General features: G+C 41.7%; 19 protein-coding genes and 1 tRNA gene. 6 read left to right on the top strand and 14 right to left on the bottom strand.

All coding sequences use genetic code 11. The features are described from left to right. Positions 1-2: 2 nt before the first annotated feature. From lpxA to LEPTO7376_RS06300, 8 genes are all read right to left on the bottom strand, one after another. Positions 3-800, bottom strand: a complete 798-nt coding sequence (gene lpxA / locus LEPTO7376_RS06265; RefSeq protein WP_015133370.1) for an acyl-ACP--UDP-N-acetylglucosamine O-acyltransferase — start codon at positions 798-800, stop codon at positions 3-5. A 50-nt stretch (positions 801-850) separates the two neighbouring features. Further along, positions 851-1318: a 3-hydroxyacyl-ACP dehydratase FabZ gene (gene fabZ, locus LEPTO7376_RS06270; protein WP_015133371.1), complete on the bottom strand. Its 468-nt coding sequence runs from the start codon at positions 1316-1318 to the stop codon at positions 851-853. 146 nt (positions 1319-1464) lie between these two features. After that, positions 1465-2550, bottom strand: a complete 1086-nt coding sequence (locus LEPTO7376_RS06275) for a DUF928 domain-containing protein (RefSeq protein ID WP_015133372.1) — start codon at positions 2548-2550, stop codon at positions 1465-1467. 45 nt (positions 2551-2595) lie between these two features. Continuing rightward, on the bottom strand, positions 2596-3627 hold the full coding sequence (locus tag LEPTO7376_RS06280) for a DUF928 domain-containing protein (RefSeq protein WP_015133373.1): 1032 nt from the start codon (positions 3625-3627) through the stop codon (positions 2596-2598). Between the two features lie 383 nt (positions 3628-4010). Beyond that, positions 4011-5444, bottom strand: coding sequence for an HlyD family secretion protein (locus LEPTO7376_RS06285; RefSeq protein WP_015133374.1), 1434 nt, complete (start codon positions 5442-5444; stop codon positions 4011-4013). Positions 5445-5555: 111 nt separating this feature from the next. Next, positions 5556-5798: a mersacidin/lichenicidin family type 2 lantibiotic gene (locus tag LEPTO7376_RS06290; RefSeq protein WP_015133375.1), complete on the bottom strand. Its 243-nt coding sequence runs from the start codon at positions 5796-5798 to the stop codon at positions 5556-5558. Between the two features lie 128 nt (positions 5799-5926). After that, entirely contained in the window at positions 5927-8071 is a 2145-nt protein-coding gene (locus tag LEPTO7376_RS06295; protein ID WP_015133376.1) for a peptidase domain-containing ABC transporter, read from the bottom strand. Next, the gene (locus LEPTO7376_RS06300) at positions 8068-11346 is read right to left on the bottom strand and encodes a type 2 lanthipeptide synthetase LanM family protein (RefSeq protein ID WP_160148394.1); all 3279 of its coding nucleotides are present in this window, start codon (positions 11344-11346) and stop codon (positions 8068-8070) included. Before LEPTO7376_RS06300 ends, LEPTO7376_RS06295 begins: the two co-directional genes overlap by 4 nt. A 271-nt stretch (positions 11347-11617) precedes the next feature. Here LEPTO7376_RS06300 and LEPTO7376_RS06305 point away from each other — a divergent pair, with 271 nt between their 5' ends. Further along, positions 11618-13426 (top strand): iron uptake porin, encoded by a 1809-nt coding sequence (locus tag LEPTO7376_RS06305; protein ID WP_015133378.1) that lies wholly within the window; start codon positions 11618-11620, stop codon positions 13424-13426. Between the two features lie 274 nt (positions 13427-13700). Here the strand turns inward: LEPTO7376_RS06305 and LEPTO7376_RS06310 are convergent, their stop codons facing one another. Beyond that, positions 13701-13958 (bottom strand): TIGR03643 family protein, encoded by a 258-nt coding sequence (locus tag LEPTO7376_RS06310; protein WP_015133379.1) that lies wholly within the window; start codon positions 13956-13958, stop codon positions 13701-13703. A 67-nt stretch (positions 13959-14025) separates the two neighbouring features. Further along, entirely contained in the window at positions 14026-14862 is an 837-nt protein-coding gene (gene ylqF, locus LEPTO7376_RS06315; protein WP_015133380.1) for a ribosome biogenesis GTPase YlqF, read from the bottom strand. 342 nt (positions 14863-15204) lie between these two features. On the opposite strand from ylqF, the gene LEPTO7376_RS06320 reads away from it, so the two are divergent. Further along, positions 15205-16968 (top strand): vanadium-dependent haloperoxidase, encoded by a 1764-nt coding sequence (locus LEPTO7376_RS06320; RefSeq protein WP_225901180.1) that lies wholly within the window; start codon positions 15205-15207, stop codon positions 16966-16968. Positions 16969-17066: 98 nt separating this feature from the next. Here LEPTO7376_RS06320 and LEPTO7376_RS06325 read toward each other — a convergent pair whose 3' ends face one another. Then, positions 17067-17987 (bottom strand): hypothetical protein, encoded by a 921-nt coding sequence (locus tag LEPTO7376_RS06325; RefSeq protein WP_015133382.1) that lies wholly within the window; start codon positions 17985-17987, stop codon positions 17067-17069. Between the two features lie 198 nt (positions 17988-18185). Here LEPTO7376_RS06325 and LEPTO7376_RS06330 point away from each other — a divergent pair, with 198 nt between their 5' ends. Then, complete coding sequence (locus tag LEPTO7376_RS06330; RefSeq protein WP_015133383.1) at positions 18186-19208, top strand: hypothetical protein; 1023 nt, start codon at positions 18186-18188, stop codon at positions 19206-19208. Positions 19209-19419: 211 nt separating this feature from the next. On the opposite strand, the gene LEPTO7376_RS06335 is transcribed toward LEPTO7376_RS06330, so the two are convergent. Then, positions 19420-19492 (bottom strand) — tRNA-His (locus tag LEPTO7376_RS06335). Between the two features lie 58 nt (positions 19493-19550). On the opposite strand from LEPTO7376_RS06335, the gene LEPTO7376_RS06340 reads away from it, so the two are divergent. Beyond that, complete coding sequence (locus LEPTO7376_RS06340) at positions 19551-19955, top strand: DUF4359 domain-containing protein (protein ID WP_015133384.1); 405 nt, start codon at positions 19551-19553, stop codon at positions 19953-19955. On the opposite strand, the gene LEPTO7376_RS06345 is transcribed toward LEPTO7376_RS06340, so the two are convergent. Further along, complete coding sequence (locus LEPTO7376_RS06345; protein WP_015133385.1) at positions 19952-20707, bottom strand: LOG family protein; 756 nt, start codon at positions 20705-20707, stop codon at positions 19952-19954. The two genes, LEPTO7376_RS06340 and LEPTO7376_RS06345, sit on opposite strands and share 4 nt — an antisense overlap. Positions 20708-21220: 513 nt before the next feature. Between LEPTO7376_RS06345 and LEPTO7376_RS06350 the strand changes: the two genes are divergently transcribed. Beyond that, a complete protein-coding gene (locus LEPTO7376_RS06350) occupies positions 21221-22717 on the top strand; it encodes an ATP-binding protein (RefSeq protein ID WP_015133387.1) in 1497 nt (498 codons plus the stop codon). Positions 22718-22844: 127 nt separating this feature from the next. Here LEPTO7376_RS06350 and htpG read toward each other — a convergent pair whose 3' ends face one another. Next, positions 22845-24815 carry a molecular chaperone HtpG gene (gene htpG / locus LEPTO7376_RS06355; protein ID WP_015133388.1) on the bottom strand — a complete coding sequence of 657 codons (1971 nt, stop codon included), beginning with the start codon at positions 24813-24815 and terminating at the stop codon, positions 22845-22847. A 169-nt stretch (positions 24816-24984) separates the two neighbouring features. Here htpG and LEPTO7376_RS06360 point away from each other — a divergent pair, with 169 nt between their 5' ends. Continuing rightward, entirely contained in the window at positions 24985-25785 is an 801-nt protein-coding gene (locus LEPTO7376_RS06360; protein WP_015133389.1) for an inositol monophosphatase family protein, read from the top strand. Positions 25786-25788: the final 3 nt, after the last annotated feature.

A 25788-nucleotide genomic window follows, 5' to 3' on the forward strand; every position in this document is an offset into this window, starting at 1 on the left:
ACTTAGCTCCGTTTGACTGGTGTTAGACCACGCCGTTGTGGACTAAGCGCTTGTTCAAGAAAGGTGTGTAAGTGGTGAAGATGCTCATGCTCACCCAGTTCTGGGAGTTTACTGACAGCCTCAGCCGTTTTGAGATCCGAGCGGTAGAGTGTCCGAAATGCCTTTTTTAGCAGTTTCATTTCGTCTAGATTTAAACCACTACGCTTTAAGCCAACTAAATTTAGCGATCGCACCTTGGAAGGATTTCCCTCAACGAGCATAAAGGGTGGCACATCCCGATCAATGCGACTCATGCCGCCCAACATGGCCATTTTGCCAATATGGACAAATTGATGGATGCCCAGCATCCCACCAATTACTGCCCGGGATTCAATTTCCACATGGCCGGCGATCGCCACACTATTGGCAATAATGATGTTGTCTGCCAAAACACAATTGTGAGCGACATGGACATAAGCCATCAAGAGATTGTTTGACCCAATGCTTGTTTTGTCTCCCTCACTTGTCGCCCGATTGACCGTCACATATTCCCGGAATGTATTGTGATTACCGATTTCAACTAAACTTGCAGCGCCAGTGTATTTCAGATCTTGGGGGGCTAGACCAATTGCCGCTCCTGGATAAAAATGATTACCTTCACCAATGCTGGTATGACCGTCGATCACCACATGGGCGTCAACAATACTATCTGCGCCAATATTGACGTGCTCACCAATGACTGCATAGGGACCAATCTTGACGGACGGATGAATCTCGGCTTTTGGATGTACCACTGCCGTGGGATGAATCAGAGTACTCAACGGAATTCTCCAGCTTGCTCCATAGTAGTTTAGTGAGATTTATAGCCTATTTATTCAAAATCAAGGCGGGAAAAGAGCATTTCGCCGGACACAGCAAGCTTGCCATCCACCGTGCCTTTACCCTTCATTTTGGCGATACGTTGGGCTTTCACTGTAATCAGTTCAACGGTCATAATGAGTTGATCACCCGGCACTACAGGGCGACGAAACCGCACACCATCAATCCCTGCAAAACCAAAAAAAGTATTGTCCATACCAGGCATTTGAGTCAAAATAAATCCGCCAACCTGGGCCATCGCTTCCACCATCAATACACCAGGCATAATCGGGTGATTAGGGATATGGCCTTGGAAATGAGGCTCATTAAACGTGATATTTTTGAGACCAACTGCCTTTTCACCAGGAACATACTCCAGGATGCGATCTACAAGGGAAAAAGGATAGCGGTGCGGTAATAGCTTCTGAATTTCTTCGACGGGAATGGGCTGGGATAAAGTTCCGGTATTTTCTGTGGTCATAGCAGCCGAGCGTAAACGTCAGCCCCAAAGGGCTAATTTAGATTACTACAGATTGTTAACAATTCATGCTCTATCCTTTGATTTGCGTTAGATTCCAGAGTCATTATGGGGCGATCAGCCTTGATAGTCGCAATAAGTAAGCTGAGTTAGTGATTGTTTGTAGCACTCGGATAATTTGATGCCTCACTAAACACGGCCACAATTTTCTCAATCGTTTCCGGTTGATTGGTCTCCGCAGTTAACTCATGGTCACGAAAAATTTTTTCTAGGGACATTTCCCATAGTTCTGGATATGCTTCGCGGTTAAGTGCTGCAAAATTCATGGTGTCTCCCCAAATGTTGAAGAAAGCTGATAACTGGGCTAACTCCAACATTCTTTGGCGTTGAACAATATCGATAAATGGAAAGCCAATAGAGGAAAAATCAGAGGCATTTGATGACGCTGAGACCAGTGCATTGAGCTGCTCATATTCATCATGGATTTGCGTAAAATGCTGGCGTAATTCTTTTTCAACTTTGGCGATCGCCTTTGGTTTAGGGTTGTTTTTGAGGACTGTGGCCAATTTTAAGGCACGTTCTTGATCCAAAGATAAATATGAACCTTCACCTTCCAATGCTTCGGTTAAACTCTCTAGGGTTTTTACGTCTTTGGATAATGAAATTTGATCCATTGTTTGTAAACGCAACATGCCATAGATATAGGAATCTCCACTGCGATCAAAGGGATCGATTTGTACGGTAATATCCCACCAATAATCTTCCTCTTCTTTTAAGAGATTTTGAGGAAGCTGAACCTGAAGTAGGCCACTTGAATCTGATGGGGTTGGAATAGTTTGAGAATAAACAAGTTCAGAATCTTCAGTCTCTTCTATGTTACGAAAAATACTCAATTCGACTTTTTCATACAAAGGATTTTTCACAGGTGTAGGAAGGTAAAACCATAAGCTTGGCTCTGAAATTAAGGTTTCAACGATCTCACCTGTGGGCAGCAAAACCCGAAATAAGTCCCAATCCATTTTTTTGCCACATCGTTTTCCGCCCCCTCGGTGTCCAGTGCCAAAGGTTGGTTCACTAGTGGTACTCGGTGGAATGGGAAGTGTGACGAGAAGATTATTATTAGTGGAGGATAAAGATTGATATTGAGGAGGGGTTGTGGCGATCGCCGCCGATGGTATTGTGCCCAATCCTAAGAAGAATGCTGTTGCGCCCACGAAAAATAGATATTTGTTCATCTGTTTATTTTGCTCCGTGTCAAGGGAGAGGCGATCGCCCCTAGCCTAGAAATCTTGTGCCGTTGTCAATACACTAATCATTCCCTCTGCATCTGCGCCCTGCTTCTCTAGAAATAACACTTCAAGTAAGGATTGCCATTCCTCTGGATGTGTTGCACGAGCCATCGCTAAATAATTTGCTGTATCGCCCCAGAGTTCAAAAAAGGCGGATACCTGAGCCAACTCTAAGAGCATTTGACTGTGCTTCTGTTCAAACTCTTCGAGTTCTGCTGCATTAGTCCGAGAGTCTTGGGCGAGTTCCGCAATAACTTGGGTTAGCTGTCCATAGTCATCGTGGCGCGAGATGAAATATTCACGCAATTGGCTTTCGGCCATGCTGATAGTTTCTGAATCTAGGCTTGTTTGGAGTGCTGTTGCTAGCGCTTGAGCTTTAGATTCATCTAAGGAAAGAATGGATGTTGGGTTGCTTAATACATCCGTCAAGAGCGCTAATGCCGCTGGACTTTTATCTAAAGAAACCTGTTCAAGACTCTGCTGATTAATGGAACCAAACATATAGACATCTGCACTACGGTCTACATCATCCAGAACTAAGGCTAAATCCCACCAATAGGATGTATTGGGACGAATTGTATTTGGAGGTATGGTGATTTTCAGTAAACCGTTTTTTCCATCGACATTATTGAGTTCTTGGAAATGCATTATTGCGCCACTCGCATCATCATTTGCGCCCAAGCTGAATTCTGCTTTTGCCATGCGGTTTTCTGGAATATAAAACCAGAGGTTTGTTGCGCCTGTCGAGGCTGTTTCCGCAACGTAATCTGCCGGTAGGAGAGCACTAAAATAGTTTTGGGATGCTCTGTTTAGAAAAATCTTGCCTTTGCATCTGGACATCCCTTCACCAAAGTTTGCGATACTCTCAATGCTTGGACTGGGTAGGGCGATACTTCTTTTGATCTCCGATACGGAAGAGGTTGCGACAGCAGCGGGTAATGGTTCGGCGATCGCCACAGTGGAGATAGAGCAGAGACTGACCAATATCGCTACAGATTGAAATAAGAAATGCTGTCTGTTCATTGTGGGTCTCAAAGCTTAATTTTGGGGAGGGCAGGCGATCGCATATTTATAATTCTGCGTAAATCCATCGTAAATCTCCACTCTGCTTTTTTTATATTGTCCTTGCAAGTGTTGCTTAAAGATCCTAACAAGATCGTCGAGAGACCCCTAAGTATTTTGTGAACTGACATCCGCCTAAAAGCGTACAAAAATAGCTTATAAATTACGGCGATCACCTTCCGGTGCTTGAAATTCAGTAACAGTACTGTGAGTTGGGAATCTGATGCGTTACTCAGTGCGGCGATCGCTTTTTTGAATTATGCATGATCGTCTACAGGAATTTGTGAGAAACCGCATTCTATTCGTTTCGCAAAGCACGATTAGCTACAGATTTTTAAACACACTCAAAAATCTGTAGCTAATCGTGCTTTCCGTAACAGAAATGCTAAAAAAGTCTCTTCTTTCGTCACAATAGAAACATTCCCCTCCATCCCAGCTTGTAAAGTGCAGGAAGAGTAGATATCACCAAAAGTATTACTTTGTGGTGTGATGATAGCTTTATAAAAAGATTGGTTATTACTGATAAAAGTATCTGTCGATATTTCTTTCAGCACCCCCGAAAGAGTCCCATAATCAGGATAAGGACACGCTGAAATTCTAATTTGTGCTGTTTGTCCTATTTCAAGATTATGAATATCAGCAGCCGAAATTAGAGCATTAATAGTTAAAGGAGCATTCTGGGGTGAAATTTGAGCAATTTCTGTACCGGGTTGCACCCTTTGACTTGAGTTACGCAATAAAAGTTTAAGAACAGTACCACTAGTGGGAGCAGTAATAACCCCTCGTTGTATCTGCTTCTCAACTTGTTTTAATGCTATTTCTTCGCGATCACCTTGTTTTTGCAGCTCAATACTTTGGCCGAGCAATAAATTCTTTTCCCTTTTAAGATCAGCTTGTATAGCCATAAAGGCAGCTTTTTCTCTTGCAATAGCTTGTTGTGTAATTTTTACTTCAGAGTCGCTAGGATTTAAAGCAATTTTAGCTTTTTCCCATCTTCCTTGGGCAATTTGAAGCGTTTGTTTACCAGTTTCAATCTCTTGAATTTGTACCAAAACATTCTGCTTTTTTTGTTCCACACCAAGCTGAATTTCCTTTAATAGTTCTTGAGAGATTGCTCCTGTTTCGGTGAGGGGAGCATATCGTTTGAATTTTTCTTGTTCAGCTTCTAACTCAGCTTTTGCCGCATCTAAATGAGCAAAGGATATCTTTAATTCTGCTTCTTCTCGTTTTATATCAGCTTGGGTTTCTTCTAGATCTTTTTCTGTGGTAGATTGACGATCCTGATATTCTCGTTTCTGACCAGCTAATTGAGCTTCTAGGGAAAGAATAATACGATTATATCTCTCTGTTTCTGCTATCAACTGACGATCTAAAGCAATCATTTGTTGATTAATCTGTCGTTGTTGTTGGGCTAACTTTTCCAAAGAACCCTGTAACTGTATTTGTTCAAGCTGTAATTGAGAATCATCAAGAAGAGCTATTGTTTCTCCAGCTTGAACAAATTGATTTTCTTTAACCTTAATGGTTTTAACAGTTCCTTCTTCGGTAGATTCTACAATTTGTATTTCTCCTTCAGGACGAATCGTAGTGCTCGCCTCAACTGTCACCTTATATTTAGTCACAGCTGCCAAAATAAAAGCTGAAACCATTGTCGTCGCTAAGGCTAGTCCTCCCAAACTTAGCCAAGGACTAATTGGGGGTAAAAATTCTTGCTCAGAAATAGTTGGTAAAACAGCTTCTTCATTGGAATGGACCATTGATAAATCTAGGCTCACCATAATTATATTTAGGGTAAAGACCCAGAGATAAACTCTAGGTCTCCTGAGATTTATCTAGGGAAAGTAATTAAATTCGACCAATCCTCTTATTTTCCCTAGATGAATTTTTCCTTAGGCAATGGTCAACTCTTCACTAGCTTCAAGCGAGCCAGATTTGCAAGACCAGTTACAGGTATGGGTAAATCCAGTTCCACCAGTACAGGTAGTACAACCTCCCGAAAGTGAAGACATGTCTTCATCATTCAATTCGATTAAACCTGCGGGATTTTCTGGTAACAGGCTTAACTGTTCTTGACTTAAACTGGCTCGGTAATCTTCATCTTTCCAAGCACGAACGATATCAAAATTAGACATTTTGACCTCTGTATTTTTTAGTTAGGACGACTTATTCAGTCTGCAAAATATCATACCGCTTTTTTGAGAATGATTATCATTTTCAAGTTTTCTGTAACAAAATGGCGTGAAATTCCCTATCCAGTGGGTTACGGAGTCAAAAAATGAAGATGAGAACCGGTTTGGGCAAAGAGTTCCTGTGGTGTTCCTTGTCGTTTGACTGTTCCCCTTTCCAAGAAAACGATCCAATCTGCACGGGTAATAACTTGAGGACGATGACTAATCAAAATTGTCGTTTTACCTTGACGATGGTTAAGAAGACGAGTGATCACTTCAGTTTCACAAACTGGATCGAGATTAGCTGTAGATTCGTCAAGGATCAAAATTGGCGAGTTGCTAACAATGCCTAATGCTAGGGCAAGTCGTTGTCTTTGCCCCCCAGAAAGATTGGCTCCAAATTCTCCTAAGATAGTTTGATATTGATTGGGAAGTTTACTAATAAATTCATCTGCTTGGGCAATTTTACAAGCTTGAACTATTGTCGAAAAATCGATAGCTGAGTTGCCTAGGCTAAGATTTTCAATAATGGAGCGACTCCAAAAGTGAGTCTCTTGGGGTATTAAAACAATTTGCTCTCGAATGGAATCAATGGCTAAATCATTGAGGTTATAATCACCGATGCGGATTTGTCCTGTTTGAGGAAAATATAAACCTGCGATTAATTTAGCGAGGGTACTTTTACCACAACCGGATTCCCCGATTAAGGCGATCGCTTTCCCTCCAGAAAGAGAGAGATTAAAATTATGAAGTAGTTCTACTCTACCGGGATGATGAAAGGTCAAATCATGGCAAATCAGATCACTGTCAGGCAATAATTTAACCTTAGGTTTGATTTGATTTGGTTGAACTTCAGGGGTAGCATCAATAACATCACTAAGACGTTCTAAGGCTGATTGGACAAAAACCAACTGATTAACAAAATCAATAGTTAAAGTGATAAAACTCAAGGCGTTTTTGCTCATGATATTACAGGCAACTAATTGACCGATAGTTAAATTGCCTTGAAAAACGAGTCGACTACCGAACCAAAGTAGAATTGCTTCCCCAGTCCGTAAAATAAAGCCTGAGAAAGTGGAATTAAAAATAGCAATCTGTGATCGTTGAAAGTTAACTTTGGCTTGCCGACCAAATCTCGCTTGAAATTCATCTAAAAATTGGGAGGTAGCATTTTTAGTTTTCATGATTAGTGCCCCCTTGAAAGTTTCTACCAAAACCCCTTGATTTTCGGCTGTTAACGCTAAAAGTTTTTGTGTTTTCCTTTTGATTTGAGTCCAAAAAATCAAAGTGGACAAACACATAACTATGCCAATAATAAAGGTGATAAAAAGAAGGTTATAGCTATATAAAAAAATTAAAATTAGAGAAATCAAAGCAATAAATAATTGACTAGGTAACAGAATTAAAGCTTGAGAAACAAGTTGATTGACTGCTTGAATATCTCGTAAACGGCTAGCTACTTCCCCACTACGGTGGGATTCATAATAGGCTAAGGGCAAGGATAAAATTGAACGACAGAACTCTATCACTAAACTAAGTTCTAAGCCTTGCGAAAAATGGGTTACTAAATAAGACTGGATAAATCTAAAACTACTTCTAAATAGGTTGGAGATGAAAACAGCAATAATTACGCCATTAAGGAGTGTTATATCTTGAGTAACCAAGACTTCATCTGTGAGAATTTGCAATAGAAATGGTGAAGTTAAAGCTAAAATCCCAATCATCAAATTAAGTAACAGAACTTGCCCTAAAAGGCGCTTTTTTTTTGAAAAATAAGCTAAAAAACGTTGGTAATTATTGATCTTACGGCGATCGTCAAGTTGGTGATGAAATTCAGGACGAGGTTCGAGTAATAACATCGCCCCATTAGTCCAACCTTTCAATAATTCTGCTTTGGATAAATAACGTAAACCTACAGCTGGATCTGCGACGATGTATTTATGTCCTTTTTTGCCGTATAAAACAACCCAGTGGACACCTTGCCAGTGAATAATACCGGGTAATGGAATGACGTCTTGATCGATTAACTCTAGGGGAACTTTCACTCCCTTAGCATCAAATAAAAGGGTTTTTGCTCCCTGTTTAAGATTTAATAAAGTAGTGCCTAACGCTCCTGTTCCTGCTACTTCCCGAACTCGATGGAGGGAAAAAAATTGACCGTAATATTTGGCACAAGTGGCTAAACAAGCAGCACCACAGTCTTCTTCATTATGTTGAAGGATAACCTGGTATTTCATATTTTAATATTGACAGGAGATTCAAGTAACAATACAGAAGGAATACGATCGCAAAAAGCTAAACGAATTAATTCATAACCCATACCAGCTAAGCCTGTCATTAATCCTAAAGTTTCTACTCCTAAGGGGACACCACAGTCGTAACCTTGTCTTTCAATGCTATTAAGTACTTGGCTGATTTTTTGATAATAAGTGTTGGTAAGTTCTTTGTGAGATAAGGTATTTATTCCTTGTAGGAGTAGTTCTAAACTACCTAAATCACCACTACATATGGAATGGTTATTACCAAAACCTAGTGCCATGGTGGTTTCCATTGCTATATTAATTTCCGAGTTGATTTGTGCGGTTTTTAGCTGAGAAAGACTACTTAAACGAGCTAAACCAATTCCTGTTGCACCATAACTCCAAGTAACTGCCAAGTTTTCTTGGTCTTTTTCACTATTGTGCCAATTTTTTTTGGTAGCAGAAAAAAGACTTCGTTCATATTTCCATCCTTCCAAAGCTATTTCTTGATAACGTTGATCTCCTGTAAAAGCAGCTAGTTTTAATAAGGCTAGGGAAATTCCTGCAGCTCCATGGGAAAAACCACTTAAGGGTCTTTGACTGGGAATTGTTGACCATCCAATGCCTTCTTTCATGGAAATGGCTTTTTCTAAAAGGCGATCGCCACACTGTATTGCCACAGTCTTAATATTTTCATCTTGAACCCAATCATAGAGATTAATGAGGGCTAAAATGCAGCCACTAGAACCAGCGACAATATCTAATTGTTCATCTTTTGCAATGAGAGGAGGCAATTTTTTGAGCCATTCTAAAGCACGATTATCTAATTCTGGTTGTTGCCATAAAGTCCCTAAATGAGTGATTGTATGAATAATTCCACCCCAACCATCAAAACCACCGACAGAAGCGATTAAGTCTTGATCGAAGTCAATTTGAATTAAGATAGTTTCTAAAGTATCTTTAGCCAGTTTTGTATATTTTTGTTTTTGAGTGATTTCTCCTAAATAGGCAAAAAATAGAGCGATTCCGGGAAGTCCTCCAAATAAATCCCAAGCTAAAGGTTTAACTGTCCAATGTCTTTCTCCTGCTGAATTTAAACCAATCCAACTTGCTTGATTTTTATCTCGAATGGCTAATGATTCTAGGCGAGAGGCAATCTTCTCGGCTGTTTCTAATAATCGATCTTGAAGTTGTTTCCAATTCTCAATTTTTTCAAATTCTTGCTCCTTATCTATCGCTTTTGTTTGTTTAGTTTCCACTGACATGGCTAAACTGCTTAGGGATGTTCTGATAAACCAGAGCTGTTCTTCTAAATCATTTTCGCTTAAACGTTTAAATCGTTGTTTTACTCGGTCTAATCCTGATGTGTCAAAAAAATCACTGAGTTTTTCCTCTTCTCCGCAAATATCTCTACAATTTATCTGAGTATAAAAGAAAGGTATATCACCTTGCCAAAGGGCTTTTTTTTCTAACCGAATTACATGTTTTAAACTGGGGTGATTAGGAACATCAATCCAAAGGCGATCAAAAAGGTGATCGCGGTCGAGAGCATTTCTTAAAGCATCTGGGTGAAAGCTTTCTTGTAACAATAATCCATATAATCTAGTATCTCTCAAAACAACCCTGATTTCATCATTAGCAAATTTAGGTAGCCAAAGGTTTAGGAATAAATCTCGATGCTTAAGTAATAAACGATAAGTTTCAATAAATCCTTTTTCAATATTTTCTTTATGAGTCCAAACTTCTGGTTCTTTTCCCTGTAAATAAGGAACATTTTTACTTCCAGAAAGAGTCGCAAATTTCCGCTCTACTTGCATTTTATCTGTTCCTTTCCCGGCTAATTCAGGAGTACGGGTAGGTAAAACTTGACTCCCTACTGCACCTAACCCGCTCGAATCAAAACCTCCTGAGTGATCTCTGTCCGCTATTCTTTGTGGTAATAATCCTACTCCCATAACAGATTGACCCATTTTGCGATTTGCTATTAAACGAGACTCTGGAGAATTAGGATCGAGACATTCAGGACGAAATAAAGTTTCTAGGTCAATGAGAATAGGATTTTCTCCATTGGCAATAATATTTTCGAGGTGAAAATCCGTTGCTTCTAAAGCTGACATCAAGGCTAAATAACTGCCCATGCGTTGATAAAATCGCTCAACTTCAGCTGCACAGCTACAACCTTTGGCTTCTACAAATTCTACCCAGCCATATTCACCTCGATTGAGTATCTTTAAGAGCGGCAATGGTAACTCTAATTCTTGCTGATTTAACCAGAGCAACAATTCTTGTAAATGTTCATCTATTCCTAAAGACCTTGGTTTATAAACCAGTTTTAATCCAGAACTAAATTCTAAAATAAAAACTGATCGTCCTTTTCTATGAGTATCTCCTGCGCCTGTTTGTATTTTTACTAACGTACCGGGAGAGGAGTGATGATTAAAATGCTCGCAAATGACATCCCAATCCTGATAAAGACGTTGTAAAAATTCTAAACTTATGTCTACCCATTGTTTGAGATAAATTATTACTTGTCGCGCTAAGACCGGATATTCTTGAAGTATCTCTAGAGCATCATCTTTGTTCTCTAAATTGTGTAGAAAACTGATTAAACGCTCCCTCGGAGTTTTTCCTAATAGTCTTTCTTCTAATCTTGCTACATTCAACTCTAAGACCATCGTTTGACTCAGTATTGCTAGCAATTGCTCTGGAACTTTCGCTGATAAAATTCCCTTAATATTTTCTGTTCCAAAGAGAATATTGTTGCCTAATTTTTCTATGCCTATCTCTAAACGAATTAAGGCCTGATCTAATAATGGTTTCACTAAATGCAAAAAACCTATACTGAGTCGCTCATCGGTTAGGGTTTCAACTGGTGCAATCTTCACCTTAGAAATTTCTTCAACTTCAAAGTCTTTAATTAAGGTTTCTAACCAATCCGGATCGGTACAGCGTTGCGCTAAAGAGTCATCTGATTCGCCCAAAATCTTCAGAAATTCATTTTCTGTTAATCCTTCTTGGGATAATTTCTGAGCATAACAATGCTCATTTACTAAAGGTTTTTGCGATCGCCAACGTTGGAGACGACGATCCGCTAAGTCGGGATTGGTTGTACGGATTTTTTCCAGTCGAGTCAATCTTTCCTGTAAAGGAAGTCCTCTATACCATTGAGCGAATTTAATCATTGGTTTAAAAAATATATGAGAATGATTGTCGTAATCATTATTGGTTAGCAAAAAAATTATGTGGCATCCCAGAATCAAAGTGATTTTCAAGGGCGCTCTCAGGCCTTGATTTCCCTGGATTGTGGAAGGAAAATCGCCTGTGTTGTCAAATAGTTTTTAAAACCAAAATCTTTGTGCATTTCTACGATCATTTAGTTTAGATACCTTTCAGAGTTAAGTGCTGAAAGAGAGCTGCACCACGATACAGAGGGTCTAGTCGCCTTAGCCAAACATAGTCAGTTAAGCTTTCTCCAGGAATGATAATGATTATCATTTTAACTATAGAATGACTAGACTGACTTTAAGGTGTAAGGAAATCTTCATGACCGAAATGTTTAATAAAGTTATTGCAACATCAGTGACTGTATCAATCCTAGGGATTTTGCCCTACGCAGAGGCGAGCGCCGCACCGACCAATTTTCTAGAAATGCAGGACAGTCTACTCTCCCAACAAAACTCCCTTGGCCAAGTAAACAGCGTCTTCCAACTGCGTGATATCGCCCCTTCCGACTGGGCCTTCGACGCACTCCGCAACCTTGTCGAAAAATATAACTGCATTGCTGGTTACCCTGACAGCACATTCCGAGGTGATCGCCCCCTCAGCCGTTACGAATTTGCAGCTGGTCTGAACGCTTGTGTACAACAGATTGAACGCTTAATTGTTGGCGGTGGTTCTGATGTTGATACCGCAGATATCACTCGTTTACAGGCACTAGTGCAAGAATTTGAAGCAGAATTGGGCACCCTCAGTGCACGCGTTGACGACGTTGGAGGTCGCGTTGAATTCCTCGAAGACAACCAGTTTTCCATTACAACCAAGCTGAAAGGAGAAGTTGTTTTTGCTTTAACAGACGTTTTAACAGGAGATAGCACAACCTCAACTTTTCCCTCGATTTTTAGCCCTACTGGCAATATTGATATAGAAAATCCCAGTCAACAAACAGTTTTTGCCAATCGAGTTCGTTTAGATTTTCTTACCAGTTTCACCGGTCAGGATTTACTTAAAGCTCGTCTCACCAGCGGTAATTTTCCCCATCCCAATCGTCCCGGAGGATTTCAATATGCACCTAATCCTTTACGGGGGTATCAAGGAGGTTTAGCTTTTTCCTCTGAAGGTCAACAAACCTTTAACGATATTGCAGATTTACCTGGTGATAATTCAGTCGGAATAACCGAATTAAGCTATGAATTTCCTATCGGTGACAAAGCTGAAGTAACAATTATGGCTACAGGAGGAGAACACCACGACTATGTACCCAGCACATTTAGTAGTTGGGATGATGATAATGGAGGTACAGGTTCTCTTTCCGTTTTCGGACAACGTAGTGCAATTTATAACTTTGCAGGATCAGGTATCGGGTTAAACTATGACTTCAACGACAGCATTAACATTAGTGCGGGTTATCTAGCTACTTATGCCAGTAATCCTAGCAGTCCAGATATAGGTAATCCTTTTGCCGGAGGGTTATTTGATGGTAGATACTCAGCTCTAGCACAATTAACTATTAAACCGACCGATAATTTTTCCTTTGGTTTAACCTACAGCCATAGTTTCCATCCCGTAGAAACTCCATTTAATAGCTTACCTATTTTCTTCAATGATCAAGGGACAAATTTAGCAAATTTCCCTGTTGTTCCGACTCAAGAAGTTTCAGTTAATTCCTATGGTTTGCAGACTTTATGGGAATTAAGTCCTAAGTTTGCTGTAAATGCTTGGTTTGCCTACAATCAGATTAATACTTCAAGTGGTACAGCACCCTTTGGTTTGGGTGACTATAGTAGTAGTACTGCAGACGTCTTAACTTACGGAATTTCTTTGGCCTTTCCTGACTTGCTCAAAGAAGGTAACTTAGGCGGTGTTGTAGTGGGGGCATCTCCCTACGCAACTGAAGCAAGAGTTCCTGAACCTTTTCGCACTGGCGGTAATTGGTTTGGGTCAGATTTGGGAGATGATTATACTGATTTAATTGCCGGAAATTCTATTCCTTGGCATATTGAGGCATTTTATCGCCACCAAATGACAGACAATATTTCTTTAACTCCTGGTGTTATTTGGTTAACTGCACCTAATCAGTCTTCTCAAAATCCTGATGTAGTAGTTGGCACACTTAGACTAACTTTCTCTTTCTAGGTAACTCAAGTTGCTAGTTCTTGATTTATCGACCCAAACATTACCTGATTTTCCAAGAAAGCGATCAGAAAATAAGCAGTTTTAAACGATTCAAATACCAATTAATAGCAACTATTTTTGAACTGTCTTAGAAGTTGATTTTGATCCAGTTAAGGGAACTAAATGGAACTTTAGAGGACCACAACGTACTGCAAAAACTTTGCAGTACGTTGTATTCATTCATTGGTTTGTCCTCAAGATTGAACCAGTTTTGCGAGGCTATTTGATTATTTCTCTAAGAACCCTTCTGCTCTGGGCAACGAAAACGACCTTTCACAAAATCACGTTTTTTCGCATGTTTTGTTTTGCGACCGGTGACTCGTTTGCGCCACATTTTAAAACTAGAGCGCTTCATATAACGCCGCATGATTTCAATTGTTTCTTGTTCTTTAAAGCCAAACTGCATTTCAATCGCATCGAAAGTTGTCCGATCTTCCCATGCCATTTCGAGCACACGATTAATAGTGGCACTATCTAAAGTCTTCAAATCCATTGTTGCTAAAACTAATCACTACTTCTGATTTCATAATGGTTAACCTAACGCAAAATCTTTTCTGAGGTTAGGTGGGCAATTCTAAAGGTAGTAGACCAAGGTTTCCCTTACGAAAATCATTGAGTAAAGCCACAGCTGCCCGTTCTTTGTCATTTTGAAAGCGATGTTCACCCAGGGCAATAATGTAATCTTCGCCGGACATTTCACCTGTTTCTAGTTCGTAGCGATCGCCTAAAACTTGATTTAGATTTAAATCTACTAGGAGTTTCACAAGGGCTTGGGCAACTAATTCATTGTCATAGGATGCTGCGCCGATATCTTCGCAAATGGCGAGTTTTATTGCATTTTCCTGATTGTCTAATTTCCACGGAATGACACCGGGGGCATCGAGCATTTCGATCTGATCGGAAATTCTGACCCACCGTAATTGTTTAGTGATACCTGCTTTCCTCGCACTAGCCACTACTTTTTTGCCGACGAGACGATTAATCAGTGCAGACTTGCCCACATTCGGTAAACCCATGACCACTGCCCGAACTGGACGCGGTTTCATGCCACGGGAAATGCGGCGATCGTTCATTGCTTTGCCTGCAATCTGAGCCGCTTTAATCACACCTTTTACGCCTTTTCCTTTCTGCGCATCGGTAAAAACAGGCTGTAATTTTTGCGATTGATACCAATCTCGCCATTGGGTGAGGGTCTCACTAGGAATCATGTCCCGTCGATTGACAACAATTACACGAGGTTTATCCTGTACCCATTCATCAAACTGAGGGTGGTGAGACGCGTAGGGAATACGAGCATCGAGTACTTCTAAGACCACATCCACGCGATTGAGCTGTTCTTTAAGTTGGCGTTCGGCTTTGGCAATATGTCCGGGATACCACTGGATCGGCTGGGGCATGGGTCTAGAAAATTACGGCACTCTACAGTCTAACCTGTCAGTTGATGCAATATTTTCGAGGGATACATTGTTCTACTGAGAGTCTGGAGGTGATCGCCGCAAAGTCTTGTCATTGAGAGAAAAAATAGTTCTCTAGAAGAGCAATTACTTAAGTAATAAATTTGAATCGAATCTGAAATGCCGAAAAAATCTGCGTATATTTCCGGAATGTAGTTGAAGTAAGGGTGAAGTAAACAATACGTTCGATAACACTATGATTACCGAACAATATGGACAACTTTCTTTCTAACGAGGCTACATTTCGTGAATTCATATAGAAGACAAGACGCAGAAAACGTTCGTGTGACGGCTGCAAAATTGGCGGCAGCTCGTCCTCATCCGCGCCACATCGCTAACGACGATGAACAGAAATTTCGAGTACAGGTTTCAGAAGACAGTAATAAACCCAGCTATCTTGCCAGCTATACCAAAGGCTTGCCCCATGACAACACAACAGGACTCATTCGTAATCCTGATGATTTCCAGCAATTTGTAAAGGCGATCGATAGTGGCGACCCACGTGACTTCCAAGACACACCACTAGGCCCTAAAGGCTATACCGAAGAAAATGGTCAAGGCTGTGGCTGGCGCTCAGTCAGTGCAGCTAATGCCAAAGTCCGTGCATGGGAAAGCCAAGGTGCAGGTAATACCTTCGATTTAGAAGGGCCAGATGCCCAGGCTGTTACGATGCCTCCCGCTCCAGCTGTGGGGAGTGCTGAGCTGACCGCAGAAATGGCCGAAGTTTATGCCCAAGCTTTATTACGCGATGTCCCTTTCACAAAAATTGTGGATGAAAGTGGCACCGTCGATCTTGACCACAATGATTGTTCTGGTGATCAAGGCGTTGACACTTCCGTGAAAAGAATTCTGAGAACGCTCAATAAACTAGAGTGGTTCAAATCGCAGGATTGTGAATGTTTAACCGATGCTGAAAAGAGTCGCAAACGCGGTTCTTTCACTGGTCAAACAGTCTTCCGTGGTATCACTCCTGGTGACAATGTCGGCCCTTACATTTCCCAGTTTTTACTTGCAGGAAATTCTGGTATTAACGGTAATGACAACGAGCGCGAACCAGCAAAAGGTTTAATCACTTATGGAGCAGTGAATATCGACCAACGAGTACGATTTGCAACTCCTAATAAGGATTTCATGACTACATGGTATGAGTGGCTTGATGTTCAAGAAGGCGCTGATCTCCGTGGCCAAGAATCTTATGTGGAAGGCCCTGCCCGTCGTTTCATTACGACCCCCCGCGATTTGGCAACCTATGTTCATTACGATGCTCTGTATGAGGCCTATCTAAATGCATGCCTAATTTTGTTGGCAGATGGGATTCCGTTTGACCCCGGCATTCCTTTCCAACGCAGTGACTTTATTGATCATCAGCAAGGCTTTGCTCATTTTGGCGGCCCTCACATTCTGTCGTTGGTAACTGAAGTCGCAACTCGCGCTCTGAAAGCGGTTCGCTTCCAGAAGTTTAATGTGCACCGTCGTTTACGTCCCGAGGCTTTGGCTGCCCGTTTAGCACGTTGTGAACAGTTGAATGTTGCTGAAGTTAAGGAAATGGCTCAAGATCCTGCTCTCGCTAAAATCCTGGGCTGGGTTGCTGAAAAGAATGGCACTGTTGATCCTGTGCTTGGGGATAGAAACTATCTCCTACCTATGGCATTTGCTGAAGGATCTCCAATGCACCCATCCTATGGTGCAGGTCATGCCACTGTTGCTGGCGCTTGTGTCACGATTCTCAAAGCTTTCTTTGATCACAAGCATCCTTTGACGATCGCCGGTAATGATCACACTGCTTTTGTTCCGACGGAAGATGGTTCTTGTTTGACCAAGGTTTCTGTTGATGGGCAGTTAACAGTGGAGGGTGAACTCAACAAACTTGCGTCGAATATTTCGATTGGTCGTGATTGGGCTGGTGTTCACTACTTCTCTGATTACATCGAGTCGATTCGCATGGGCGAGCAGATTGCGATCGGAATTCTTGAGGAGCAAAAGTTGACCTATGGTGAAAACTTCTCGATGACTGTGCCGCTTTTTGATGGTGGTTCGATTCGCATCTAGTTTTCATCACTAGGCGATCGCCAAATCATTGTCTGAAAAACTAAACTGAACTGAAACCGCTATTTTCTCTCTATTTACTTAGGAGAGATAGCGGTTTTTTATTGGGTGGGTTCCGCGAAAATCATCAGGTAGCCTGCCAGGGGACGTCGATTTCGGATGCCGGTATGGGGCGCAATATTTTTTGCGTTTTTGCCGATGAGCAGGTGGGTTGCATCGCCGCTATCAACCATTGCGCCATCTTGCACACCCGCGGCGATCGCCATTTCGACCATGCCAGCATCAGTAATTTCTTCAAAAGCAATCAAATAAAGCTCTTTTTTTTCGTTATCAATCCCCATAAAAGTACGGGGAATGGGATCTGCAAAACCACTCATGGCACCTGGTCGTGCTCGTCCCCCATAAATTGAAACACCTTGCACGCCAATGCCTAAAACCGCCGACTGGAGGATTCCGGGTGTTGGCGGTTTACTCATTTCCATGTGGGCATTGCCAGACTGATCCCACCACAGTAAATAACTATGTTGATGTTGGTGACTCGCTTGTCCATCAATCACGAGACTTTCAAGGGTCGTAACGCTATTACCGGGAAAAGATCGCCAAATTTGATGCGGGGTATACCGAGTCGTATTGACGAAAATTGACGGATTATGACGCCGTAATGCCCAGTCTGCGATTTCGAGTTTAAAGAGGCGATCGCCCGATGATTTTTCCCAAGCATTGTCAGGTAAAGGAAAATCTGGCGTGCGGTGTTTCATCTCCAGACCCGGCGTGTCCCATTTGATACGCACTGCCATCATTTTTCCTTTGCCGAAATTTGTTGGGATTTTCGTCACCAACAAATCCACACCTTCATAAATTGGCTGCCAATCTTCGGTTAATGTAGGCTGTAAACTTTTTAAGCCAATGATCGCCCCAACGCCTAACATAATTGAGCCAGCGCCAAGACCGATCAACCATCTTTGCCAACGACGTTTCTGCTCGGGTTGTGATGATGAGCTGGTTTTGCGTGAGAGCACCATAAAATGTTCTGCCTGAAAGGTTTAGTTAGTGGTCTACAGTGAGAAGTTGTGTCAAAAAATTTTGAGAAGTGGGGCGATCGCCACCCTGAGGGTGAAACATCCTCCCTTCATTTTCTATCATCCCTATAAGAGAATAAAGTCAATAAACTTGCGATCTCACCACGCAAACACAAGTACCCAGTCAAAACATTAAAGTGCATGGTCAAAGCAATCGAGCAAATTCGTCGAGATCTCAATATCCTGACTGACAAAGTCACCATCGTGCGGCAAAAGCTCGATGGCGTTTATGCAGACTACCTTGAAACCCTTGGCACGAGCATCGAACAACAGCTTGTGTTGGCGAGTTTTCAGCTCTGTACCCATGTTTATCCCGACAATTTGCTTACCCTGTCCTATGACCAACGGCAGCAAATGCAACAGGATTTGAGGCTGATTGCGAAACAGACTCACGAAGATCTATGTCGCATCCTCACCGAACCAGAACAGCTAGAGGACGAAGAACCAGAAGAAGATATTCTCATCAGCGAAACAATTATCGCCACTGATGGAGAGAATGTTGAACAGGAATTATTAGAAGTCTTTGAAAGTATTGATGAGGCGATCGCCGACACTGATACAGATGTTGCCAACCAAAACGACCCTCAGGCTAAATCCGAATCAACGGAAGATGATTCTCAACGCCGCGCTGAATTGTCTCAATTAGCAGAACGTATTGCCGCGAGTATTTCAGAGATGATGCAGAGCGAACCCGAAGCAGAGCCCATCGATGAAAATAGTCCTGAAGCTCTCCTTGAGGAATATCATCAGTTCGAAAATCGTGTGCGCAAGACATTACGCCGCAACTCTAAAAAAGCAAATTCCCTCTTTCAAGAAACAGGCGTTTTGCCCAAACATATTCCTCAAAAAGTCTTTGATATGGCGTTACAAAATGAGCGTCCATCCAATAGCAATGCCAAAATAAATAACCTCGTAAATTTGATTATCGAAGCGGATATTGGTGAGAAGAAAAAGCGCCGTATCAAAGTTACTGCAATTGATCTAAAACTTGCTGAACTTGAATTCGGAGATCCGCAAGTGATCGCCCAGCGTAGCCGGATTCGAGAACAGTTGGCTAAGGTGAAACAGCTAAAAAAATATTATAAAAAGACGAAAAAAGATTTGACGATTGCCGAGGCAGAAGCAGCATGGCGTTCCAGTTGGCATGAAGGAGAACTAGCCTGAAAATCTCTATTTCAGCTATTTAAAGCTAGTTTAAATAAAAACAAAAGATACAGGAACAAATATTCTTTTTTCGTTATCTTAGAGGCTAACTAATTGCTAACTCTCTAGGGTGTAAATCTCGCATGAATACCAAAAAAGAACCCCGCTGATCCCGGAATAGAAACGGATATTTTGCTGAGCGAAACTTGCTTTTGATTTTATTAAATTAGAGGGCGAACGAGGGGACTTGAACCCCCGAATGGCGGTACCACAAACCGCTGCCTTAACCACTTGGCTACGCTCGCCATGTCCTTGACACAGTTATCTATGTTAACCACAGATTTTATTTTTGTCTAGTAATCCATGAAAATTTCACAAATTCTGGGGATGGTCAGCGGTGCCTCTGTTATCGGTTTGGGGGCGATCGCCTTTTTTAGTAATCCTTCACCGACCCGCTATGAAACCTATTCAGGTGAACAAATTGCAGAGTATCTGAAAGATAATGTCTGCCAAAATTCCAGTGAAAATTTACCGATTGACTTGGGGCGCTTTAGTAGCCAAGCTCTAAAAAATTATTGCAAAACTCTCGTTGATGCGAGTCAGCCCCAACTCGGAGAACTGATCGGCAAACAAACAAGCTACCAAAATTATTTTTTCTTCGGAATTTATCAAACTGAAATTGATTTACCAGAGCCGTTTCCCCATTACTCTTTTGAGACAATTGGGGTATTTAATCATTTTTTGACCTACCGCGCCGAAAAAAGCTAAGTCCCTCTTTCTGTTTTGATTGCAGCATTATTGCCATTGTGATTATTGCTTTGCCAAGTATGATGGGCATTTTTCAAGAGGGCGATCGCCTCATCCACTGTCGGGACACAAACCGGAATATTGATATCTTCAGCATCAACCATATGGGGCACCATTGAATGCTCCGCCCAACTAATGAGCTCTTGCCACATCTCCCCGACCATAATGAAGGGCACAGAATGAATTGAACGAACTTGGAGCAGTTGCCAAATCATAAATGCTTCAAGGGTTGTACCAATGCCACCGGGTACTACTACAAACGCATCAGAGACCAAGGCGAAATGATGCAGTCGCGAGAAAAAAGTACGGTGCCGAAACACTTCTTCCACAAAAGGATTGATGTCTTGTTCAAACTCTAAATCGATATGAATTCCGATTGATTGCGTTTGATTATTTTCATCAGCGACCACACTTCCTTCATTGGCCGCTTCCATTAAGCCAGGGCCACCTCCCGTAACAATGTCACAACCGAGGTCGGTCAGTTCACTCGCAAGACGTTTGACATCCTGATAAATTGCTTCGTCTTTTGTCAGTCTCGCAGAGCCAAAAATTGTGACGCGGTAACGGTCTCGTTGCGGTGGCTGAATACTACTTAGACCATTAACAACTTGCCAGAGGGAGAGCACTGCTTCTTGAACGATTTCGTAGCTCATCTGCTGTTGGTTGAGGTTTGCAGATGGATTAACAGCATTATTACGGAAATTATTTTGCATGTTCGCCAAATAAGTCAGGCTTATCGCTTGACTAGATAAAAATTAGCCAAACTTTGACTTGTTGCTAAATCATAACATTTGAGTTTATTGATTTGTGATTATGTTGGCTTGTTAGAGAGTGATAAAAAAACGAAAGAGGCGATCGCCTCTATTTGACTTCTCTATCGTTAGAAAATAGGTCTAAAATCTGTTTTTTGATGACTGATTTTTGGGATTTTTTTGAATCTACCGTTATCTTGATTTTTGATATCAAAAATGATGAAAAGCACAGAAAAGTATTGATGTTTTTTTTGTGTGAAAATAATATTGACTATCGATTAAAATTTCTTGATTACAATGAAAAATATTTAAATAATGCGTCCATAACATAGCTCTATTACTTTCGTATTCTCTGATACTTCAATGTATTGGTTGGATACTTTAAAATCATTTGATGATTGATGTTGTTCTTTTGATAGACAAGCCAGTTTTTGTATCTACCTTTACAAAATGTCTGCCCTATAAAATACGTCCATGTTTGCTCTATCTCAGCTAAAAATACCGCTGTTATATCCTTTGCATGATCCGCGTGCTGACATGCTGAAACCTCGCCTCTCTCTCCTCGTTAATTTGGCTGTGGCATCGATTTACCACGCCTATAGTGGTGAATTGGAGCAAATGCGGGAAACTAATGCTGCGGTTATTAATATCAGTGGTCGTCAACGGATGCTGTCGCAAAAGGTTGCTTTGTACAGTATGCGATTAGTCGTTGCGCCGCCAGAATTGCAGGAGGAATTACGTCAGCAATTGTCAGAAATTTTGGATTTGATGGCAAAGTCCCATCAAGGTCTATTGCATGGGGATACTCACCTTAAATTGGCGTGTTCTCAATCTGCTGAAATTTCTAAGATTTACTACCAGTCGCCGTACCAACTTGATCAACAGGTTTGTGATTATATCGAAGCCGGGCGAATGTTATTAGCTTGTTCGACATCAGAATTAACGACAGAAAATGTTTATCTTCAACGTATTCTCAATGCAGCGTCTGAACCTTTATTAAGTGCTTTAGATGCGGCGGTTAGTCAGTATCAAAAAGAAAAAGAAAATGCTGATTTTGCAATTGATATTTATCAAGCTCAGCTCTATCAATCTAGTCTCGATGCCCAGGCGATCGCCGAAGAACGAGCGCAAGAACTGAAACGTACTGTGAAAAAGCTGAAGAGCACCCAAAAACAATTAGTCCAGTCTGAAAAACTTTCAACCCTTGGTTATCTCAGTGCTGGTCTTGCCCATGAAATTAATAATCCTCTTAACTTTATCTATGGGAATATTGCCCATGCCAAAGAACATGTCGAAGATTTAATGGCCTTTCTCGATGTCTTAAAAACAATCGAGCTAGATCCAAAAATTACTGCTGTAAGCGAAACCCTCGAACTGGACTATCTTCGTCAAGACTTGCCGCAAGTGATGGAATCGATGTTGCATGGTTCTGAGCGGATCCGTGATCTTGTAATCGACTTGCAGAAGTTGGCACGCCAGGATCCAGACAAAAAAGTTTTCTCTGATCTCCACGCAACTTTAGATAGCAGTCTTGTTATTTTGCAACATCGATTGCATGAGCAACAGCCCATTCAAGTGATTAAGCGCTATGATGCTGCACTCCAAAAAATTCCTTGCCATACTAGCCAAATTAATCAGGTTTTTCTAAATATTTTAAATAACGCGATCGATGCCATTCACAAAACTGAGCGGACTGGCCAAATTACCATTAGCACCCAACTCATCGCTTCTCAATCCCGTCCAGCGTTTGTTCGAGTAACCGTTGGGGATAATGGTATGGGGATCACCCAAGAGACGATGCAACATATGTTTGAGCCTTTTTTCACAACAAAGATGCCGGGAGATGGTACAGGTTTAGGATTGTCGATTAGTCGTCAAATTATTGTGGATAGTCATCAAGGCGATTTGCGATGTCTGTCTCAACCGAATGAAGGGGCTCATATTATTGTGGATCTACCAGTTAATGTGTAGGTTGTTGGCATGAAAAATTTGACGCTGCATAGCCACAAATAAAAAACGATTCAGATAAATTCAAAAGATTGTCGTCCTCGAATTTATCTGAACCAATAAAGTTTATGCCAAGGGTTTTGGCTAGGTTTTATTTTTCACTGAGTTTGGTGAGGACTTGGTTAGAGCGCTCAACAAAGGATTTCATGCCATCTGCATCGAAACCTTTTTGTGCAATCAATGCGAGGTCGTAAACATGCTGACAGAGCATATCGACGGTGGCTTGATTGGAAGATGTGCCATCAGCTTGAATGATTGAGCCTTGGCTGAGGTTATAGATATTTTCGATAAGTGGGTGAGCGGTGTTGATCATCAAAACATGCTCTTCTGGGAACTGCATGATACTTTGTTGCATCATCGCGGTCATTTCCTGTAAACGACGCATCGCTTCGGGGAGAAGAATCATTGCGGGCGGTGTCGCTTGACTCTCAGCTCCTTTGAGAGATTGGGTTTTGATGTTAACTTTTTCTTTGGCGATCGCCTTCTCAAATACCTCTTTAATCACATCAGCGCGGGTTTTGTTGGTGCTAGGATCAACAATCTCGCTCGCTTTGTCGTTATCGACAAGGCTGTCATCAAGCTCGGAGTCAACACGAGAGAATTTTACGTCACTAAATTCACGCTCTAGAAACGGAATGAAGTAGTTGGTATCGATGAAGGAGTCCATATAAAGAACTTCTACACCTTGGTTCTTATAAAGCTCGATGTAAGTGGCTTGGGTACTGACCTCGGTGCAATAGAAGACGCGATTTTCGTGCTTTTCTTTATTGCGTTCGAGGTAATCCTTAAGGGTTGTATGAGGTTCGGTGGAAAGTTTGCCATCCTTATTCACATCATCCCAAACATCACTGTCGCCGCTCTGGACTTCAACCTTTGGCTCTTCGGGTTTTGCATCATCTGCCTCGAAAGTGGTGCGATAGATGAGGATATCTTCGACTTGCTTCTTGAATTTCTCGTCGCGGATACTGCCATATTTCACGAAAGTGCCGATGTCTTCCCAGCCTTTCACATATGCTGCATAGTCGTCACGATACAAAGTCTTGAGGCGATCGCCCACTTTCTTCGCGATGTAATCAGAAATGCGACGAACGGTACGGTGATTGGTTAAAGCACTACGGGAAACGTTGAGAGGAATATCAGTGCTATCCACAACGCCGCGTAATGGCATCAAGAATTCGGGGATAACCTCTTCACAGTGATCACTCACGAAAACTTGGTTACAGAATAGTTTGATTTGACCCTTAGTCACGTCCACATCGGGACGAAGTTTAGGGAAATACAAAATGCCATTCAACATGAATGGATAGTCAGTGTTGAGGTGTACCCAGAGAAGTGGCTCTTCTTGGAAGGGGTAAAGATAGCGATAAAACTCTAGGTAATCTTCATCCGTGAGATTTTGAGGAGATTCTTTCCAGATAGCGCGTTGTTTGTTGATCTGTTCATCATTGAACTTGATCGAAACGGGCATAAAGTCCGAATAAGTTTTGACGAGTTGCTTAATTCGCTCGTCTTCAAGGTACTCAGTCTCATCATCCATCACGGTGAGAGTAATGGTTGTACCAATGGTGTCTTTTTCGCTGGCACTCAGTTCAAATTCGGGGGAGCCGTCGCAAGACCAATGCACTGCCTCGGAGCCATCCTTGCACGAAAGAGTTTCGATTTCGACTTTGGTTGCCACCATAAATGCGGAGTAGAAACCTAAACCGAAGTGACCAATGAGGGCATCTGCATCGCTGCCGTATTTCTCGATAAATTCTTCGGCGCTGGAAAAAGCCACTTGGTTAATGTACTTTTTCACTTCCTCGGCAGTCATGCCAATGCCGTTATCGGTAAGAGAGAGGGTTTTTGCCTCTTTATCGACACTGAGAATGATTTTGCCATCGGGCACTTCAACACTACTTTCGCCAGAGAGCTTTGCCATTTTTCTTTTACTAATGGCATCGACTGCGTTGGAGATTAGCTCCCGCAAAAAGATCTCATGGTCCGTGTAGAGAGATTTTTTGATAATCGGAAAAATATTCTCGGTATGGATCGAAATGTTGCCTTTTTCGAGGACAGCCATAGGTCTTAAATTACATATGCGCTAAGTGTGTTAACCATTTTGCCGGAATCTTGACTCAACGAAAGGAGGCGATCGCCGTCATAATTGGATGTGGATTACCCTACCTAATGGCAATCTCGATCAAGATCTGAATCGTCAGTAAACGTTTATCGAGATAAATGAAACCAACATGCCCAATATGATTGATGTCTTGATTCCAACTATTGAGGAAGTTGCCGAATATCAAAGGCAGGCATTTGGCGATCGCAATGTTACTTTCCAAACGAAAGCCGATAAATTTGACTTTGTTTCTGAAGTCGATAAACGATCTCAAAAGAAAATTCTTCAAGCAATCGAGCAATATTTTCCTCAATCAGGCATTGTGGCGGAAGAAGTTGGTGAAGATAAGCTTTCCAAAGATGGCACTTGGTTTGCTGTTGATCCTTTAGACGGTACGGCAAATTTCAAAGCTGGAATACCGTTATGGGCGATTTCGATTGGGTTTATTAAAGATGGTGTGATCGAAGAAGGTCTTATTGCTTTGCCTTATACGGCAGAAGTTTTTTATAGCGGCGATGTTGAGCCTTTAGCGAAGCCACTAAAAAAACTATCTGAAGCTCAGTTTTATGGCATCGATAGTACTTTTGAAAATGTTCAGTTTGACGGGCTAGTGCTCAAGCGTCGTCAGTTGGGTGCTGCTGTTCCAATTCTTCTGTGGTGTTGCGATTCTCAAAACCGTCAACGGGCGCGACTCGATTTTGCTTTGATGGGTAAAGGGTCGCTTTGGGATGTGTGCGGGGCGATCGCCTTTCTGAGACAAAAAGGTGGTGCTTTGATCGATGGGACAGGGACAGATTTCACTGAATGTGTTGATATCTTTGAGATTTTAGGTGGATTAGATCGACTACGTACCTACAATTTTCGCTATGTTGCAAGTGCGAATAAACTCGTTGTAAAAGAGGTCTATCGGGGCTATTTGCTGATTAACTAATCA

Source organism: [Leptolyngbya] sp. PCC 7376 (assembly GCF_000316605.1).
In the GTDB taxonomy this organism is placed as follows: domain Bacteria; phylum Cyanobacteriota; class Cyanobacteriia; order Cyanobacteriales; family MRBY01; genus MRBY01.